Origin of the sequence: Cytobacillus sp. Bva_UNVM-123, assembly GCF_046351715.2 — a bacterium.
GTDB lineage: Bacteria > Bacillota > Bacilli > Bacillales > Cytobacillaceae > Cytobacillus.
In genome coordinates this window covers 4,792,709-4,812,616 of the sequence record NZ_CM177772.1, presented here as the reverse complement: position 1 = coordinate 4,812,616, position 19,908 = coordinate 4,792,709, and the positions used below count along the sequence as shown (strand labels likewise).

The following is a 19,908-nucleotide window of genomic DNA, read 5'->3' as shown; positions in this document are numbered from 1 at the left end:
GGGTTATGAACCGGACTGTGCATTTTTATAGCAAACACAGTATTTAACGAAAGGCTTTGTTAAAGAATAATGTTGATTTTTGCACCTGTTGATTGGAGCGGAAATCAACAGCCATGTTTAACAGAGCCAAACGAAAAACAAAAACCCCCTCTGCATGAAAGACAGAAGGGGAAGGAGCATGAAAGAAAGAATCCGTTCCACCTTCTCATCTTCGGAATATTGAATATTCCTCTGAAATTGGCACCGTGCAAAATATATGCTGGTTGCCGAGGCTTCACAGGGTCAGTCCCTCCACCTCTCTTGATAAGAAGATTAGCAATTATGAAATTATTTTTATCATATCTTTTAAAAACGTGGAAGTCAATACTGGAATTTCATTATGACCAAATCGACCCAAAACCTCCCATCATCGCCATAAGCGGTTGAAGTTCAAGTAGTAGAAATAATTATAATGAGCTGAAGGAATTGCTGAAGCTGAACTCAGATCGAGTAACGATCAATTAAATGAAGGGACGAAGGATCAAGTTCCACGTACCTAAACTTGGACAAGAAACCTGACCGTAACGTCCCTTTACAATGCCAGCCCCCGCTTAATAATAAATCGAATGGGCTTTTCATCAGTATGTAAAATGCTCACTTTATCGACTTCTTTCTGTAAGCAATCCAATACTTTCTCTTTCACATAGTGATTATTTTGAAGGACCCCGCCCTGAAGGAGGAGTTGAAATTCCTTCTGCGCAATTCCAGCCTTCTCAATCGTTGCTTCCAATAGAAGGGTGAGCTCAGCTGCGGCTCTATCTAAAATGGTTTTACAAACTTCATCGCCCATTTTATAAGCTTCCTCAACTGAAGTTGTTAGGGCGCTTACATCGTCAACACTATAGGCTGGACTATATACCCAGCTATAAAGATCATCAACCTTTTCAAAACCAAATTTCTTCAAGATTAACGCTAATAAAATCGTTTCTTTTTCTCGTCCATCCTTCATTTTCAAAACAGAACGGATCGCTTCTTTTCCAATCCAATAACCACTGCCTTCATCGCCAACCCGATAGCCCCATCCACCTGTTCGGAAGAAATTCCCTTCGCCATCATGTGCAAAAACGATCGATCCTGTTCCAGAGATTAATAGGGCACCTGCTTTATTTTGGGTAGCACCTAGTAAAGCAGACAAGCAATCATTCTCAACTAATAGTGTTTCATATGTTATTCCGATCTCAGCAAGAGTTTTGATAACTATCTCACGTACGACGGATTCGTCATTAGTTGTATCAATCCCGGCAAGGGCAAAAACTATTTTTTTGAAATGGATGGGCTTATCATTCGCTAAAGTCTTATCAAACAAATCATCCGTCTCTTTTGTAAAAACGCCCGTATTCAATAGCGCTTCACGTATCGAAGCAACAAGTGTCGCTACAGCCGTTTCTCTCCCAACAACTTGATAATTCGAAGCACCCGCTCTTCCTTCTCCGATTAATAGACCTTCTTGATCTGTAATGACTGCTTGTGTCTTCGTCCCTCCACCGTCAATAGCAAGAAGATGAAAAGACTGATTAGTCATCGCCGATCGTCCAATCTTCAATGATAGTCGCTACTTGTTCCTTTGCTGAGCGCAAAACTAGCTGTTTATCATCTACCCAATTAATCAAGTCTGACTGTTCATGAAGACGATCTTGAATGGTTTCTGTTATTCTACATGGACTTGGGCCACCTTGGATGGAGCGGATGCGAATAAAGTATTCTGGACTTAGACATTCCTTTAGTTCTGCTTCTGTTAAAGATGAAGCTTTTCCAACAATTTGTTCTGACTGCTTGTTTAATAGATCGAGTGTTAGCGCCTCTAAAGATTTATTTCCGCTTCTCATAAGCTCCTTAACGGTAGAGCTTACAACATGATGGGCTTGGCGGAACGAAAGCTTATCTACTCTTACGATCGTATCAGCTAGCTCTGTTACATTTGCAAAGCTTTCTTTCGCGCGTTTCAACAGGTTCTCTTTATCTACTTCCATCGTTAATAACACAGAGGAAAGGAGGTCATAGACACCACCTAATGTTTCCATCGCCTTCCAAATATATGGCTGCATATCATCCTCAGTATCGACGATATCTCCAAATGGGGTGTTATGTACCATTAGAAGAACGGTTTGGCAATTACCCGTGACACTCGATAAAAGCGCACGCATATGTTCAATTGAAACAGGGTTTCTTTTTTGTGGCATGATGGAGCTAATTTGTACATAAGGGGCAGAAAGGATAAAGGCTCCGAATTCCTGTGTACCCCATAATAGAAAGTCTTGGATGGAGCGCCCTAAATTTATGGCTGATAGCTGGACAGCGGTAGCAACCTCAGCTATATAATCAGCTCCCGCAACGGCATCCCAAGCATTGTCAATCATTCCTTCAAATCCTAACAGTTCCTTTACACGTTCCCGATTGATGGCAAAACCTGAAGTTGTAAGTGCTGCAGCTCCCATACTGCTGCGATTAACCGTTTTGTATGCAGCTTGTAGTCGCTGAATATCGCGCGAAAGCATATCTGTCATAGCATTGAAATAATGTGCTAATGTCGTTGGCTGTGCTTGTTGTGTATGGGTATAACCAATCATGATGGTCTCTTTATGTTCATCAGAAAGCGCAATAAGAGCCTCTCTTAACTTTAATGCTTTATTTAATAGAGTTAAAATTCTTCTGCGAAGCGTCATTCGATAAATGGCAATGCCCATATCATTTCGACTGCGGGCAATATGCAAATTCCCAGCTATATCACCAGCATCCGCAATTAAGTTATGTTCAACTTGAAAAAATAAATCTTCAAATTGAGGATTATAGTTACCCGTTTTTAATTCTTCAACATTTAAGTTGGCAACTGCTTTCGCAATTTTTTTAGCTTCGTTTTTCTCAACTAACCCTTCTTCAACGAGCATAATTAAATGGGCAAAATGAATGTCAACCATGGAGTCAAGAAAATTTTGCTTTGCCTCGTTATATGCAGGTTCTAGCACCATAGATGTATACGTTTTTGAGGGGAAGTGTAAACCTTCCTTCTCGATAATTTTTTCTTTAAGTGAAGTTTTCAATTGCAATCAATCCTTTCTTGCAAATTTAATGCCCATGCAGAGGTTAGTCATCTACTAACTTATCTACACTTACTGCTCTAACCAGCTTTTGATTAATTCATTCATGTTTTTAGTTGCTTGTTCAACAATCCTTTTTCCTTTTTCCACTGAAGTTTGTTGAATGCATCCTGTATAGCCATCCCATGATTTCGGTGTGCCCTCTACGAGAATGTAAGGATAGCTCGAAAGAGGGGGTGTTTCTTTATATTCCACATCAATGGGCTCCACATGTACTAGATCGGTACGGAATGCTTTAACAGCTGACATTTCATAGGGGCCTCCATGTCCTCTTCCCTTCGTATTCTTAAAACCAATTTCACTAGCTGCCCCGATGTCTACCATTTGCCACCAATTAATGAGCAAGAAGCTGCTATTGTGATGAAGGCCAGTTACATACTCTGCAACCGTTCTTGCCATACCCATATTTCCATCGTGTGCATTTAGAAGCACAATATGATCGATTCCTTGATTGATAATCCCTAAAACTACATCAATTAAATATTCCTGAATGATAGTGGGTCTAATCGAAATGGTTCCTGAATATTTAGATGTTTTTCCTGGACAAGCGGTGTAAGGGATAGTAGGAAAAACGATTCCCCCTAAGCTCTCATCAATTTGTTCTGCAAATCCATCCGCTAAAATAATATCGGTTCCTAAAGGGGAGTGAGAGCCATGATATTCAAAGCTGCCTAATGGTATAACAGCAAATTTGGCATTTCCCAATACGTTCAAATCTCTTCCATGGATTTCGTAAGCCTTCAATGAAATTCCCTCCCTTTAACATAGTTAGCCATGACTTTATTCTCGAATGTCTTCCTAGAGGGAAGGAGCTTACATGACAGCACTTGTCTTCCCATCTGTTAATTTCTGAGAAACAAATAAAACAAAAATAATTAATAAAATTTGCAGCACTCCATATGCGCAGGCAGTACCAAATTGGAAAGCGTACATTTTTTGGAAGATGGCGACAGATAATGGCATCGTTGATGTGCTATAGATAAGAATGGAGGCGACGAATTCACCAAGTCCCTGCACGATTGCTAATAATGTCCCTGCTAAAATACCTGAAAAGGCCATTGGCACAACCACTCTTCTAAATGTATACCACCAGTTAGCTCCTAAGCTTCTTGCTGCTTCTTCGACCGATTGATCCATCTGCATAAGTGCTGCAGAAGTCGATCGGAAAATAAGTGGCAGATGGCGCACGAAATAGGCTAATGGTAAAATCCAAAACGTCCCAATTAATACTTGGTTAAAGCTAAATACAGTTGGTTCACTGAAAGCAGCGATTAAATTAACCGCGACGACAGTTCCTGGAAGGGCCCAAGGAATCATAATTAAAATATCGAGGAGCGCCTTTCCTTTAAATTTAGTGCGAATCATGGCATAGGCAGCCGCAACCCCGAAGATGATGTTTCCAACTGTAGCAACAAAGCTCATTTGTAAACTATTCCAAATTGGACGCCACGTACGTTCATCGGTAAATAACGCAATATAATGATCGAGTGTGTATGTTGGTGGAATAATTTGGATGGTCCAATCTCCATCTACAGAGAAAGAAATAAGAATCAGCACAAGTATCGGCAACATGAGAATAATAACCCCAATAAATGAAAGAACCATTGAAAAATATTTCATAAAAGGTGTTCGAAGCTCAGTTCGATGAACACTTATCCCTTTACTCTGATTTTGGAAGTTTCTTCTCCCTTGATACCATCTCATTAAAATTAAAAATGAAATAGACACGATCGAAAGAATCGTAGATTGAGTTGCCGCCATATCTAAATTTCCATTCGTTCGTGAAAGATAGATTTGCATCGTCATCGTCCGATCAACACCAAACATTAAAGGTGCTGTATAGGAAGCCATCGCAATCATAAAGACAAGTAGTGATGAAGCGACCATTGCCGGTGTAAGCATAGGAAGGATCACTTTTATCCATATACGGATTCTTCCAGATCCGAGGCTTGTCGCAGCTTCCTCTAAAGAAGGATCAAGTCCTTTAATCGCGGCAGATGCAGTTAAGTAAAAATATGTATACATTGTAAATGTATGGACGACAATAACTCCTGCTACTCCTTTTAATGAAAATGGAACGGCATCAAGATGGAATAAAGCCTGAAGAGCTCTTGGAATAATTCCACTTTCTCCGTATAAAAAGGTAAAGGAGAGAACACCAACTAAAGGAGGCAAAGCCATTGGAACAAGAATGAGGATAGACAGAATTTTTCTACCTGGGAACTCATATCTTTCAATTAAGAACGCCATCGTTACGCCTACAATGGCACAAGTAATGACACTAATAACTGAAATATAGACACTCGTCCATAATGCTTCAAGATTAGCGGTACTCTGCAAGCTAAAGAAACGTTTGTAGTTATCGAATCCCGCACCTTCAGATCCAATCACACTTTGAATGAAAGTTTGATAAAAAGGATAAATGACATAAGCTAAGAGCACTAAAAAGAGCGGGGAGATTAATACATAAATGAAATACTTTGATTGTGTAAGTCTTGACCACCAGCTCTCTTGCTGAAGGGCAATTTGTTTAGTCTTCATATTTTCACCTTCTATTCGCTTATAAAATAAATACCCTTTTCCGGTACATACAGGGAAATCGAATCACCGCGTGTAAGAATCTGATTCCCTTTATTAATAATCATGACCTTTAGAATGCTTGAACCAACTTTAACGACGTAATTGATACTTACTCCCGTAAATTCAACAAACTGAATGATTCCATTTACTAGATTAGGGCCTTGACCTTCAAAGATGGCTTCTGGACGTACGGAAACTTTTACTTTCCGGCCAACTTTCAGCTTTGTTTCATCGGAAGAAATGTGGATATTTCCTGTTAAATGCAGATCATTATCTACTTTTACCTTTACAGTTTCTCCGTTTATTTCCGTAATTTCGCCTTCTAGAATATTTGATTCTCCAATAAAGGAAGCAACAAAATGATTCACAGGCTTATTGTAAATTTCCTGTGGCGTCCCAATTTGTTGAACCACTCCTTCTTTCATAACCATAATGCGATCAGACATTGTCATTGCTTCTGTTTGATCATGGGTAACATAAATCGTCGTTACTCCTAGTTCAACTTGAAGCCGTTTAATTTCTAGTCTTGTTTCTTCGCGTAATTTTGCATCTAAATTGGATAAAGGCTCATCAAGCAGCAAAATATCTGGCTCGATCACGAGAGCTCTTGCTAGTGCAACCCGCTGTTGCTGACCACCGGAAAGCTCATTAATTTTTCGAGTTCCGTATTTTTCGAGATGGACAAGCTTTTGTGCCCTTTCTACTTTTTCTTTAATGACTGATTTCGATAATTTCCGCACTTCAAGCCCAAAAGCAATATTTTCGAATACTGTCATATGGGGGAAGAGAGCGTAGTTTTGGAAGACCATTCCAATGTTTCTTTTATTCGGCTGAAGGGTTGTTACATCTCGATTATCAAAAAAGACTTTTCCACTTGTAGGATAGTAAAAACCTGCAATCATGCGGAGTGTCGTTGTTTTCCCACATCCAGAAGGACCTAAAAAAGTGAAAAACTCCCCAGGTTGTATATCAATTGCAACGTCTTCTACACCCTTTGCAGTTCCAAACATTTTACTTACATGATCTAATCGAACACTTTTCACTAGTAATCACCTCGCAGTAGATAAAGAAGGGGGCTGGCCGATAAGTGCCTGGCTCTCTCCTCACAACACAATATATAGAGTAGCTTTAACTGTTTTTTTATCTATATAAAGTGTTGGAGGTGCCAGGCTCTTTGTTTTCGGACTGCCCCCACAAACCCGATGTTTCTTTTATTTGTTTTTCCCTTTAATATTTTCATCCCAATGCTGCATCCACTCGGCCTCTTTTTCAGCCATTACAGCCCAGTCAATATCTAATGATTTAAGATCCATGTCTTTGAACCATTCAGGCATTTGCTCCTTGTCCATATCTGTACGGGTCGGAATTTGGTATAAATCCTCCGCTAAAGTTGCACGAATTTCAGGATCAAAGAGGAACTCATAAAACAATTTTGCATTGTCCATGTTCTTTGCCCCTTTAACAAGACCAACTGCATCTACAAGAATCGGAGCGCCACTTTTTGGATAAACATAGTCAAATGGTTGGTTATGTTCATTTTTTTGCAAAAGAATGTCCTGTAAATTCCAGAGAGAAATGGTTCCTTCTTGACGAGCTAATTTTAAATAAAGATTCGTCGGATCTTGCGCATATTCTTTCGTATTGGCGTCAAGCTTGCGTAACCATTCATAGCCAGCCTCAGGATTATCTGAGCCCTGTTCATGAATCATAGCTGAATAAATTGTTCTCATCGTTCCTGAAGCAAGGACACCGCGAATGATAATTTGATCTTTCCATTTTGGATCTAACAAGTCATCCCAATCCTGTGGTGCTTCTTCTTTAGAAAGCTTATCTGAGTTAATCATGATAACTTCTGGCAATAACATTTCACCATACCAGCGTCCTTCAGCGTCTTTATGCTCTGGTAGAATGCTAGCATCAAAGCTTGGTTTAAATGATTCTAATAAATCTTCAGCTGCGCCTGTCATAAAGGCAGATTGTGTTCCACCCCACCAAAAATCAGCTTGAGGGTTTGATTTTTCTCCACGAATACGTTCTAGAACTTGTTGTGCACCCATTGTTAGGACATCTACTTGAATATCTGGGTACTTTTCATTAAACATCCCAATCACTTCATCAACAACGGTTTGGTCACGAGCTGTGTAAATAACGAGCTTTCCGCTGTTACTAGCTGTTTCTCCATTGTTCTCTTCTGTTTTGCCATTACTTGAATTATTTCCTTTGTCTCCACCTGTAGAACTGCTGCATGCTGACATAATCAGCATGATTGATGCAATGAAAAGGATAAAAAATGGTTTCTTTCTAAACATGGTAAACCCCCTTAAATAATGTAATTTATTTATCCTTAAAGCGAGCCTAGAGTTTTTCTAGAGATAGATTGACATAGTTGTATAACCCGCTTTAGAACCAAGTTAAGCTTTCTTTAGTTGAAGTTCTGTTAAATTTGGCTGTTGATTTCCACTTAAGGCGGACGCTTTCCGCGGGCAGTCCGTGGGCCTCCTCGTCGCTTTGCGCCTGCGGGGTCTCACATGGACACGCTTTTCCCGCTGGAGTCGCCGCCTTCCGCTTCAATCAACAGGTTATTAATATGAAACACTTCCCTTTAACAGAAATTTAGTTTAAAACGCTTTCATATTCTCTTAAAAATAAGGAGACGGCACCTAACACCTCAGCATTTTCACCTAATTGTGAAATATTCAATTCTACTGTGCTAGGGAGGTATTGATACACAATTTCTTGCATTTTAGGCAAGATGTAATCGGAAGATTTAAACACGCCGCCTCCTAAAATAATAGCCTCAGGATTTAACAGGCTAGCTGCATTGATAATTCCATAAGCTAAATGCTCAATGGCATCTTCAACGACTAATTGGGCGACTTCATCCCCAGTATTTGCCAAAGAAAATGCAGTTTCTCCGGTAAGCTCGGAAGTCTTTGCTTCCTCAAATAAAGGGTGATTCGGTTTTTGTTTAACTAATCTTGTATATTTTTCTCCAATCGCTTTCCCACCAGCAACACTTTCTAAATAACCATACCGATGGAAGACAGGTTTAAATTCATTCTTCATATCGTTTTTATCAGTGACCATATAGCCCATTTCCCCGGCAGCACAGGAGGTACCACGATAAAGCTGATTATGGATAATGATGCCACTGCCGATGCCTGTTCCGACAGCAATGAAAAGGATGTTTTCTTTCGATTTTGCACTTCCAAGCCACTGCTCACCTAAAGCAGCAACATTCACATCGTTATCTACAAAGATTGGAAATGTAAAGTAGCGCTTTGCTTCTGTAATAAATGGATAGCGAATCCAATTTAAACTTGGCGCCTCAACGACAATTCCTTTCGTTGGTTCAGTAATTCCAGGTACTCCAACACCCATTCCTAAAATTTTCTTTGAATCAAGCTGATGAGTTTGAATCATCGTGCTGATTTCTTTATGAATTTGCCGTAGTAATCCTGATTGTAAATACTGAATGGTTTTGAAGCTACTTGAACAAATAATAGTACCATCTAAATCGCAAATGACGGTTCTAACCTTTGTTCCGCCAATATCTGTCCCAATCACAAACCCAGCTTTTTCATTAAAGCATAGCTGAATGGGCCGTCTTCCACCTTGGGAGGAGGCAACGCCAATCCCTTTCTCAAGTACCCAGTTTTCCTGTACTAATTCATCTACAATTAAAGAAACAGTTGGCTTGCTTATATGTGTCTTAACTGCAATTTCTGCACGGGATATAGGCTGATATTCCTTAATACATTGTAGTACCGTTTTTTTATTCGTAGTTTTCGGTGAGGCAATTCCTTTTCTACTGTGCATGGCATCACGACCTTAATCGTTATGGTTAGTAAGTTTTCTTAATTAACTAAAAATATACAACAGTGTAGGCGGTTTTACAATATATATTTTATAATTTTAAAAAACGACCTTGGATTTGAATAATTAGTCGGATATTATCTATAGTTCTAAAATTACATTTTTAATTTTTTGAAAATATAGATATTTACAAGAATATTTAAAATAGATAGAATTAGTTAAGGTTATGCAGGAAGTTAGTTAGGTTGATTAACTAACTGGATTTTTAAAAAGGCCCTTGAATGCTAACCTTATTTAAAAAATAGAGGAGGATGTTTTTACTTTGGTCCTTAAATCAAAAATGAAAGGGGTTTCAAATTTGAAGAAGCATGTTAGTTGGTTACTTACTTTTCTACTCATTTTCTCCCTTCTGCCAATTGCGAGTCACGCGACTGGAGAAAAGGAACCTAATGTCAGTCTTTGGAATGTACTTAAGCCTTTAGAAACGACTGTTACCTTTGTTAATACAGGGGCACATCCAGATGATGAAAGAAGTGATTTCCTTGCCTATTTATCAAGGGGACTTGGTGTAAAGACCTCAAGTTTAATTGCGAACAGAGGTGAAGGTGGACAAAATGAAATTGGTAATGAACTAGACAATGGTCTTGGGATTATCCGTTCAAGGGAAATGATTGAGGCGGCAAAGATTACAGGTGTGAAAGCATACCATCTTAGTGAGACAACCTCTGATCTCATTTATGACTTCGGTTTTTCGAAAAGCCCTGATGAAACGTTAGAGAAATGGGGAGAAAATGTCACATATGAGCGTTTAATTCGCTTTATTCGTACGTACCAGCCTGACATCGTCATGCCTTCGTTCAGAAATGTCGATACCCAGCATGGTCATCATCGGGCAATGGAAATTTTAAGTGAAAGGGCATTTAAAGATGCGGCAAATCCAAAGATTTTTCCAGAGCAACTAAAAGAAGGCTTATCTGTTTGGCAAATTAAGAAGCTATATTTACCAGCCGATTCAAAGGATAAAGCTACGACCTCTATTGAAATTGGAATGTATGATCCCATTTATAAAATGACGTATCCACAATTAGGTGAAGAGTCTCGCTATATGCATAAAAGCCAAGGGATGGGAAATGATATCCCAGCTGAGCCAAGGCAAGTTCACCTAGAATTGCTAGACAGTGCTGTTGATACGAAAGGCAGCCATGATCTTTTTGCAGGTGTCCCATATGATTTTAAAGAATGGGCAAAAAAACTGCCAAAACAGGAAAATGATCTTCAAGTTCAATTCACAAAGCTACAAGAGACATTAAACTCTATTATTGCTGCTTATCCGAACCATGATAAAGTGTTTGAACAGACACAAAAAGCTCTTAAGGATGTTCGGCAAATTCAAAAGAAAGTAGAAAAAGCGAAGCTTGATGCACAATTGAAGTCTGATCTACTTCATAAGCTTTCCTTAAAGGAAGAGCAATTACAAGAAGTCAGCTTTGAATCATCACAATTAATGGTTGAAACGATCGCAGACACAAATATTCTTACAAACGGACAAAAGACAACTGTTACAGTAAAATTACAAAACAATGGAAAACAGAAACTAAAGAAAACAGCGGTTCAATTAGTTGTACCAAAGGATTGGAAGGTAACGGGTAAAGGGTCATTGAAAGATATAAATCCAGGGCAAAAAGCTGAACTTAAGTTTGAAGTACAAGTACCGAAAAAGTCTGAGTATTATCATGCATATGTTGATTCAGTGATCAAGACGCGAGTTCAATATGAACAAGAGGGTACACAAACGAGTCAAACTTTTGAATTAGATCGAACAATCGCCGTATTGCCAGATATCGGGCTTACATTGTCTCCTGAAGATATTGTCGTAAATACAGCAGATATTCAAGAAGAAATTCCTGTTACGGTAAAAGTTAAAAACTATTTTAATGGGAAAAATGCGACGACAGTTTCATTAGAAGCTCCTAACGGATGGGGCATTTCCCCGAGTAAACAAGAAGTGAATTTCACTAATCTGTCAGAGGAAAAAGAGGTTGCTTTTAAGCTGACACCACCATCCGACATTAAAGCTGGTCAATTTACGATTGGGGCGAAAGCTGTTGCAAACGGCCAAACCTTTACATCAACTGTTCAAGAAATTAATTATGATCATATTGGAACGTTCTATTACTTGTATCCAGCAGAAGTGAATGGCGTTGCATTTGAATTATTAAAAAATGACAACTTGAAAATTGGTTATATTGATAGTGGCTTTGATAAAGTCGCTGACTATTTAACGAATGCAGGACTAAACATTACGAAGCTTTCAGAGAATGATTTAGCAACAGGAGATCTTAACAAATATGATACAATCGTTGTCGGGATCCGTGCATACTTATCAAGGAAAGACCTTGTTGCCAATAATGCTCGACTCCATAAATATGTTGAAGATGGCGGTCATTTAGTCGTTCAGTATCATAAACCAAATGATGGTTGGGATGCAGAAAAGACAGCCCCATATCCATTAACCATTGGAAATCCATCGATTAAGTGGAGAGTCACAGATGAAAATGCCAAAGTAACGGTCCTAAATCCAGCTTCAACTTTATTCAGCTATCCAAACAAAATTACCGACAGTGATTGGGACAATTGGGTGCAAGAAAGAGGACTGTACTACCCAATGAAGTGGGATAGTAAATACGAAACATTCGTAAGTATGGCAGATCCAAATGAAGAGCCATTTGATGGCGGCATCCTGATGGCTAAGCATGGAAAAGGAACCTATCTTTATACGAATCTCGTATTTTACCGTCAAATTCAAGGTCAAGTTCCTGGTGGTTACCGCATCTTTACAAACTTGATTAGTTATGGTGGGGAATGATAGGGGAAGAACAAACTTTAAAACTGTAAATAAAGAAGTTAACGAAATTAAAGGAGAGTCAACTATATGATCCAGTTGACTCTCCTTTGTCTGTCAAAGACAAAACATATAGATAAAATGTGAAATAAAAGAACTTAATCCTTCCTATAACCTATTCTTATGGAGCGGGATTTGCAATTATTTTCACCTTTTTATTAAACGTTTTCATTACGTTATCAGATAGATCTGTAATGTTTCTTACGGTAATAGTATATTCCTTCGTTTCGGTAATTTTACCTTCAGGAAATGTAATAGTCACAAGCTTTTTATCACTAGACAATTCAATCGAAGTATCTTCGGAAAGTTCGCTTCCCTCGAATTTATAATTTTCATGTAAAAGTGCAGTGTCAGTTACTGGTTTACTAAAAGTTACTTTAATTTGCCCTTTTACATTTGAAGTAATTACATTAGCTTCAGGTAGAGTAATATCCATTTTCTTCATGATTGTTTCGGAGAAAAACTTATTTTGATTTTTGGATGCAGTATTATCAGTAACTGCCCCCTCTTCGACAATAAAAGTATACATTCCATCTGATAGTTTTCTTGCATCAATAATCATTTTGTTGCCACTATTGGTTTTAAAAGTTGGTGTAATTAATGAATTATCTGGACCATAAATAGTAATTTTACTTGCAACTGGAGTTCCCGTACTCAATGTTTTATTAAATGTGAATTGAAACTCATTATTAGCAATATTAAAGGTAGAGCTAGTGAATGTTAGTGGAGAAACATCCTTCGTAATGGTTACTGAGTGATTCGTCGTTTGTGCTACATTATTAGCAAGATCCCGATAATTTTTCATTTGAATAGTTAAATAAACAGAACTTTCATTTGTTCCGTAGACGCTAGTTGGTAGTTCGACTTCAAACTTTGTTTTATTACCAGAAATATCTTTTACAGTTTGAGGGCGAATGGATGTGCTTCCTTTCGTAATCACAAGATGACTAGCAGTAAGATCAATTAATGTCTCACTAAATTCAATTGTAAAAGTCCTTTCACCACTTCTTTGTACATTTCGAACGAATGGAGCAGAAGTGTCTGCTAAAGAATTATAGAAGAATGTGCCGTTGTATGTATTCATTGTATTTGGGTAGTTCACAACAAGATCTCTAGCGCCAGTGACAACGATAGAATAATATTTCCCTTTTTGCAGACCGATTCGATCAAGCTCAGACTTCGAAACAGTTATCGTATCTGAATCATAATAATATGAATTGATGCTAACGGATTTTCCGTTGAGTGTTACATTCAATGGTGAGCTTGAATCTATCATTTCCGAGAACTTAATCTCTAAATTACCATTAGAATCGGTTGTTACAAAGCTAACTGTTGGCTTTGTCGTATCATTAAAAGTAAAGGAAGATGTATAGTCTGTCTGAGCCAGTGTTTCATAATTGGCAGTTTGAATATTTTTCTTCACTGTTACAGTGTAGGTAGTATTCGTGTAAAGTGAGTCATACAGTTCAATTATTGCTGATTTTTTGTCATCAGAAAGTTTGACACTTTTAATGGAACGACTTGATACAGCATAATTAGCAGTGTTTTCTGCACCGTTTGTTCCAGAACCAGAAAGCATGGCTTTATTAAAGTCAACTTTAATCCGTTTAGGCTCAGCCGCGCTTATTTTCTCTACTTTTGCAACATATGTCGTTTCCATTGTCGTTAAACGATTGTTCAAGGCATTTTTCATCGTTGAATTGTCTACATATCTCAAATATTTTTTTGCTTCAGCAATATGCTTTTCTGCCTGAGCAGCGTTTTTTGCAGCTAATGCCTTTTGAGCTAGGTCAAGTTCAATTTTTACTGTTACAGGATAAATCGCATTATCTCTAACCTTTTCTGCAGATTGCTTATATTGAGAGCGGATGAGATCTCTTGTCGATTGCCCGTAAACACGATCTAACAAAATGGCTTGCTTGCGTATCTCCTTTGATAGCTCATGATAGGCTTTTTCAGTTTCATCATTAATTACATTTAAATCCATCTGGTAGGTTAAAGCTCTTTGTTTTGAACGAATATTTTCTCCAGCGGTAATCGCATCAATATAAGCCATTGTCCGGTTAATATGAAGCTTTACATGCTGATCAAGCTCAGCCAAATATTTATTTTTTTGAGCAGCAGGCAGCGTATTAACAGCTTTGACAGCTTCATCATACGCTTTTTTAGCATTGTTATACGCCGTCCATGGACGAGTCGTACCATCAGCAGTACCTTCAATTGAAATGGCCCATTTTAAAATATTCCCTGTAGCTTTAGCTGTCTGGACAAGTTTGTCTGCTTGGCTGACAGTAGCTGCTTCACTCGGAGTCGTAACAACGAAAGCAGATGCCGCAATAGCGGAAGCACTAATAATTTTTAACATTTTCTGTTTACTCACAAAATATCCTCCTCTTTGTCTAATAAGTGGAATAATAGGTAATGTTTTTCATTTTTTTCATAATCCTATTTTAAAAGATTATTGAGAAAATGTGAAATAGGAAATGATTATTTAATAGATGACTATTTTCCCATTATACAATCGTTGAACAAAAGGTTCGAGGAAATCAATACCTATATGTGAAAAATTTGCTATAATAAAAAAGGAAAGGAGAAGATTGGATGAAAAGAAAGATTTTTATGTTATTACTAATCCTTCCTCTATTTTTATCATTTGGACAAACAAGAGGATTTGCTGAGGGTGAAAATGGCAGCGAAGGAGAAAGTGTAGAAGTTGCTAAAGGCGGTGTAAGTATTGTCGGACCGCAGGTTTTTCAAGTATCTGCTTTAACCGCTGCAACAGGAGCTGACGAACAAGGCAATGCCTATATGTATTTCGTTATGCATGGGACACCATCTGCTTTAGCGATTATTGATTTAAATACGAATGAATTGAAAAATACATATACTTTGTCTAATTCTACGAGTGCTTGGGGTTTAGATGTGGATGAAGATGGGACTGTATGGGTTGGTGGTACGACGGACGGAAATGTGTATAGCTATAACCCGAATACAGAGGAATTTCGTGACCACGGGAATAAGTTAACATTGCCAAAGGACACAGCGATTCAAGATTTAGATGCTGTAAATGGAATCATTTATGGTTCAACAGCATATGGTGGCTCTGTATTCAAGTATGATTCGATAACAGAAGAATTAGTAAATTATGGCCAAGTTTCTTATAAAAAAGAATTTGCTAAATCACTCATCTATGATGAAGAAAGTGATTCTTTATTTGTTGGGGTTGGTTCAAAGGCAGATTTAGTTAAATTTGATTTGAAAACAAAAAGGAAAACAGAATTTCTTCCCGATGAATATAAAAATGATAAATATGTGCGTGATCTTAGAATCATAGAAAATAAGCTATTCGCTCGAATGGAGCCTTCAAATCAATTAGCTATTTTTGATAAAGACACATTAGAGCAAATCGGTGAAATCGAATTAAATTCTAGAACTGTATCACTAAAATCTCCAACTGAAGAAGTAATCTATTATTCTAAAGATAATACACTTTATAAATATGATCTCAATACAAATGAGGAAATAAGTTTAGATATTCCATTATTAAAGGGAACAGAGTTGCTTACAGCAGATTTTGTTCAACTAGAAGATGAGAATTATCCTGGATATACACTTGTCGGATTAATTGACAATGCTGGGAATGTCTTTAAATACAACTTAGAGACTGGCAATCATGAAATTACGTTGATGGAATTGCCTGGTCAGCCTGTCACACTATATACGATGATTCAAGATGAAAAAAGAGAAAACCTTTATATAAATGGATATATGTCAGGCGGGTTAGCCATTTACAATATGGAGACTCAGCAAACGACGCTTCATCAGAGAATTAGTCAAATTGAATCGATGACAATCATTGGAAATAAACTCTATATTGGGGCATATCCAAGAGCAAGGGTGCTTGAGCTTGATTTAACACTTCCATGGAGTGAGACGAATCCTAGAGAAATTATGAGATTAGGAGAGTATGGTCAAGAGCGTTCTACAGCGATTGCGGCAATTCCGAAGCTGAATAAAGTGTTTGTCGGAACATATCCTGAAACAAGCATTGGTGGGGGAGCACTTGCTATATATGATTTAAAGGAAAATAAGTCAGAAGTATATGAGAATTATATTTACAATCAGAGCCTTGTTTCATTTTTACATCATGGTGATTTTATATATGGAGGAACATCAATCCATGCAAACTATAATGTAAATGAGCGCGGAGCAAGATTTTTCCGATTTAAACCTGATTATCCTGAGGAAAAGGAATATTTGCATCTTCCATTTAGTGCAAGCATGATTACAAGTTTGATTGCTGATAAAGATGGAGCTATTTGGGGAATGGCAGACGGAAAATTGTTCTCCTATCATCCAGAAACAAAGGAAATCAAAGAAGCTCAAATCATGGAGTTGATTTCTGGTCGATTCCGTAATGCCAAGATTCTAATGGGGATTGATGGCAATATTTATGGAACAGTTGAAGGCAGACTTTTCAAAGCTGATCCCAAAACAATGGAAATTCAAATATTAGTAGAAAAGGGAGCAAATGAAATTGCTCAAGATGCAAACGGGGATCTTTATTTCCGGAATGAAGCGACTCTCTATAAATACCATTTTTTCGAAAATAATGAAGAATAAAGGGTTGACCAAATGGTCAGCCTTTTTTCTATGTAAAAAATAATCTTTATCTTTATATATAGGAAAATACTAGTTTTTTACTAAGAAATTTTGCCATTCGATCCAATATACAATCCCATTGGAATATTTTAAGCGTTTCATAAAATCTACGACTCTATTACCATAAAGTATAGAGGATAACATAATAATCCTCTATTACTACAACATACTAATAACATCTAAGGAGGATTTCATAGTGGATAAAAAAAGAGCAGTAAAATTACTTAGTGCAACAGCGATTGCAGCATCTGTATTTGTAGCTACTTCACCAGCTCAAGCAGCATCTACGAACAATGATGCAGCGAGCCTAGTTCAAAAAGCGAAACAAGCAGGTACTGTCCTTAAATGGGCTATTTCAACAGAAGGTTCAGCTGATGGTACAACTCGTCCATGGGCACAATACAATGCAGCAAAAGCGGCACGCGATAAAGCCGTAGCAGCAGTAAATAAATTACCAGCAGCTCAAAAAGCAGGTTATCTTGCTGACATCGAGCAAAACGTAACCCTACATATTAACCGTACAATGGCTTACATTGATGCGATTACAGCTGGAGAAAAAATTAAAGTTAAAAAAGAAGCACTTGAAAAGCAAATTGCTAGTAATCTAATTGACGATAATACAGAAGCTGCATACCATGCACTATCAACAGAAATTCGCAAGCAAGCGATCCTTTTAGATCGTGTATATGGTAAATCAACTCGTGACGAAATCCGTAAAGCTTACAAGCAATCAGCTGAAACTGTACGTGATAGCGTAAAATACGAAGTTACAGTGAAAATCGAGCTAGATTTAGCGAAAAAAGCGTTAGCTGATAACAACACAGCAGATGTTGAAAAACACCTTGCTGAAGCAGCGAAGTATATGAAAGAAGTAAAAAATGAAGCAATGAAAGCAACTTTATCTAAAGTGTTGGTTGAATTAGAAGCACAACTAACTCCACAGGTTAAGTCTGTAAGTGCAGTAAATGCAAAAGAAATTCTTGTAACTTTCAATAAAGAAGTTGATAAAACGACAGCTGAGACTTTAACTTCATATCAATTACAAGGCTCTGATTTAGCTGCTCCAACAACTGTAACATTACAATCTGATAAGAAGTCTGTCATTATTGAGCATGCTGGTCTTGTTAATGGTCAATCATACACGTTAAAAGTTAAAAAGGATTTAATCCGAGATGCAAAAGATACAGCTAAAACTGTAGCTGAATTTTCACAAACTATTTATTTTAACGATACAGTGAAGCCAACTGTTTCTAGTATAGAAACATTAGAAAATGGAAAAGTTAAAGTTAAATTCTCTGAAAGAATTGATACAGCTACTAAACCATCTGTCGTGATTAATGGTACAGCAATTGTAGCTGGAAAGATTACTGTTGATGCAAGCGGTCTATTTGCAACGGTTGATCCATCAGATCTTACATTAACAAAAGGATCTTCCTATCAAATTATCGTGACAGGTGCACAAGATATCGCATCTACTCCGAATGTGATGAGCTTATACTCTGGAACATTTGTGTACAGTGTAGTAAGTGAAGCACCAGTCGTTAAATCTGTAACAGCTAAAGGTGAAAAAACATTAGTTGTTCAATTTAGTGAAGATCTTTCTACTGCATTAGTAGATGGAACAACTGTAAAGGTAACTAAAAATGGAAATACGGTAACAGGTGTCGTGACTGCGGTTGACGGCAATAACAAATTTGAAGTTGCACTTCCAGCTTCTATCTATGAAACTGGTGAAACTTCAGTTAATGTAGCCATTACTTTAGAAGGATATAAAGATCCAGAAGGTCATGTGGGTACTAAATTTGTTCAAAATGTTTCTCTTACTAAAGATGTAGTTGCTCCTGCAGTTAAAGAAACGAAATATGATGCAGCAGCTGATAGATTAACAGTTAAGTTTGATGAAACACTTTCAGCCGTTACAGCTGCAACATACGCTCCAAATCTGTATGTAACAGACAGCAATGGTGTGCGTTATAATGTATCAACTACAAATGATCCTGCTAAAGTTGAAGTATTAACAGTTTCTGATATTGCTGCTGGTACTGATACTTTAACACTAAACACATCTGAGCTTCCAAACGGTACTTATACACTTACTGTTTTAGGAGATACATTCACTGACCAAGCAATTGCACAAAATAAAAATAAAGTTGCAAATGTGAACTTCTCTGTAACGGATAGTGTAGCTACTACAAAACCAGAAGTTCAAAGTGCTGTTATCTCGAAAGGGCAAATTGTTCTGAACTTCAATACACCATTAAAGGGTGGAAATGTTGCTGGTTCTGCTACTAACTACGCAAACTATTCAATTAATGGCGTCGTTATTCCATCAACTAGCTCATTATATCTTGATGCTACTAAACAACAATTGACAATTAAATTACCAGCTGGCTCTGTTGCTACATCTGGTGTTAAATTATTAACTGTAAAAGGTATTTCTGGTACGAATGGCGTCGATATGGATGAAGTGACACGCGCAGAAACATTTGTAGATGATACTGCTCCAGTTCTTCAATCTGCAAAAGTAGATGCTTCTAATGTTCTAAATGTTAAGTTTAGCGAAGGATTAGCTGCTGCTCCTGTAGCAACTACTGATCTTGAAGTAGCGATTAATGGAACAGTAATTACAGGCTATACGGCTGTTGCTGTTGCAGGTAAGCCTGGTGAATACACTATCACAGCTCCTGCTGGATACAGCTTTGCAACAGGAACGATTACTGTAAAAGTTAATGCGACTGCAACTGCAGCTGATAGTGATGCGAACGTTCTTACAACAGGTACTTTTGTAACAGCTACTCGCTAATAGTGACTTAA

At 37.7% G+C, this 19,908-nt stretch carries 11 protein-coding genes and 1 riboswitch; of the genes, 3 read left to right on the top strand and 8 right to left on the bottom strand.

Features of this window, described 5'->3' with window-relative positions; translation table 11 throughout:
* Positions 1-202: 202 nt before the first annotated feature.
* A riboswitch (SAM riboswitch) is annotated at positions 203-310 on the bottom strand.
* A 261-nt stretch (positions 311-571) separates the two neighbouring features.
* The 7 genes from KDN24_RS24515 to KDN24_RS24485 all read right to left on the bottom strand — a co-directional run bounded on the left by KDN24_RS24515 (position 572) and on the right by KDN24_RS24485 (position 9,533).
* Positions 572-1,561, bottom strand: coding sequence for an N-acetylglucosamine kinase (locus tag KDN24_RS24515; protein ID WP_409973223.1), 990 nt, complete (start codon positions 1,559-1,561; stop codon positions 572-574).
* The gene (argH, locus tag KDN24_RS24510) at positions 1,554-3,077 is read right to left on the bottom strand and encodes an argininosuccinate lyase (protein ID WP_409973224.1); all 1,524 of its coding nucleotides are present in this window, start codon (positions 3,075-3,077) and stop codon (positions 1,554-1,556) included. Before argH ends, KDN24_RS24515 begins: the two co-directional genes overlap by 8 nt.
* A 69-nt stretch (positions 3,078-3,146) precedes the next feature.
* Positions 3,147-3,878, bottom strand: coding sequence for a creatininase family protein (locus tag KDN24_RS24505; protein WP_409973225.1), 732 nt, complete (start codon positions 3,876-3,878; stop codon positions 3,147-3,149).
* A gap of 69 nt (positions 3,879-3,947) precedes the next feature.
* Positions 3,948-5,675, bottom strand: a complete 1,728-nt coding sequence (locus KDN24_RS24500; protein ID WP_409973226.1) for an ABC transporter permease — start codon at positions 5,673-5,675, stop codon at positions 3,948-3,950.
* Between the two features lie 11 nt (positions 5,676-5,686).
* Positions 5,687-6,757, bottom strand: a complete 1,071-nt coding sequence (locus KDN24_RS24495; RefSeq protein WP_409973227.1) for an ABC transporter ATP-binding protein — start codon at positions 6,755-6,757, stop codon at positions 5,687-5,689.
* Positions 6,758-6,925: 168 nt separating this feature from the next.
* Positions 6,926-8,023, bottom strand: coding sequence for an extracellular solute-binding protein (locus KDN24_RS24490; RefSeq protein WP_409973228.1), 1,098 nt, complete (start codon positions 8,021-8,023; stop codon positions 6,926-6,928).
* A gap of 304 nt (positions 8,024-8,327) precedes the next feature.
* Positions 8,328-9,533 carry an ROK family transcriptional regulator gene (locus KDN24_RS24485; RefSeq protein ID WP_409973229.1) on the bottom strand — a complete coding sequence of 402 codons (1,206 nt, stop codon included), beginning with the start codon at positions 9,531-9,533 and terminating at the stop codon, positions 8,328-8,330.
* A 355-nt stretch (positions 9,534-9,888) separates the two neighbouring features.
* Between KDN24_RS24485 and KDN24_RS24480 the strand changes: the two genes are divergently transcribed.
* Positions 9,889-12,396 (top strand): NEW3 domain-containing protein, encoded by a 2,508-nt coding sequence (locus KDN24_RS24480; protein WP_409973230.1) that lies wholly within the window; start codon positions 9,889-9,891, stop codon positions 12,394-12,396.
* Between the two features lie 157 nt (positions 12,397-12,553).
* On the opposite strand, the gene KDN24_RS24475 is transcribed toward KDN24_RS24480, so the two are convergent.
* Positions 12,554-14,812, bottom strand: a complete 2,259-nt coding sequence (locus KDN24_RS24475) for an Ig-like domain-containing protein (RefSeq protein WP_491348211.1) — start codon at positions 14,810-14,812, stop codon at positions 12,554-12,556.
* A 221-nt stretch (positions 14,813-15,033) separates the two neighbouring features.
* Between KDN24_RS24475 and KDN24_RS24470 the strand changes: the two genes are divergently transcribed.
* Both KDN24_RS24470 and KDN24_RS24465 read left to right on the top strand, forming a co-directional pair.
* Entirely contained in the window at positions 15,034-17,055 is a 2,022-nt protein-coding gene (locus tag KDN24_RS24470; protein ID WP_409973232.1) for an NHL repeat-containing protein, read from the top strand.
* Between the two features lie 235 nt (positions 17,056-17,290).
* Positions 17,291-19,897, top strand: a complete 2,607-nt coding sequence (locus KDN24_RS24465) for an Ig-like domain-containing protein (RefSeq protein WP_409973233.1) — start codon at positions 17,291-17,293, stop codon at positions 19,895-19,897.
* The last annotated feature ends 11 nt before the right edge of the window (positions 19,898-19,908 follow it).

What these genes read in the sequence shown, in the direction of transcription:
- KDN24_RS24470 (WP_409973232.1), top strand. Translation starts at nt 15,034, where the DNA reads ATGAAAAGAAAGATTTTTATGTTATTACTAATCCTTCCTCTATTTTTA.
- KDN24_RS24485 (WP_409973229.1), bottom strand. Translation starts at nt 9,533, where the DNA reads ATGCACAGTAGAAAAGGAATTGCCTCACCGAAAACTACGAATAAAAAA.
- KDN24_RS24490 (WP_409973228.1), bottom strand. Translation starts at nt 8,023, where the DNA reads ATGTTTAGAAAGAAACCATTTTTTATCCTTTTCATTGCATCAATCATG.
- KDN24_RS24500 (WP_409973226.1), bottom strand. Translation starts at nt 5,675, where the DNA reads ATGAAGACTAAACAAATTGCCCTTCAGCAAGAGAGCTGGTGGTCAAGA.
- KDN24_RS24515 (WP_409973223.1), bottom strand. Translation starts at nt 1,561, where the DNA reads ATGACTAATCAGTCTTTTCATCTTCTTGCTATTGACGGTGGAGGGACG.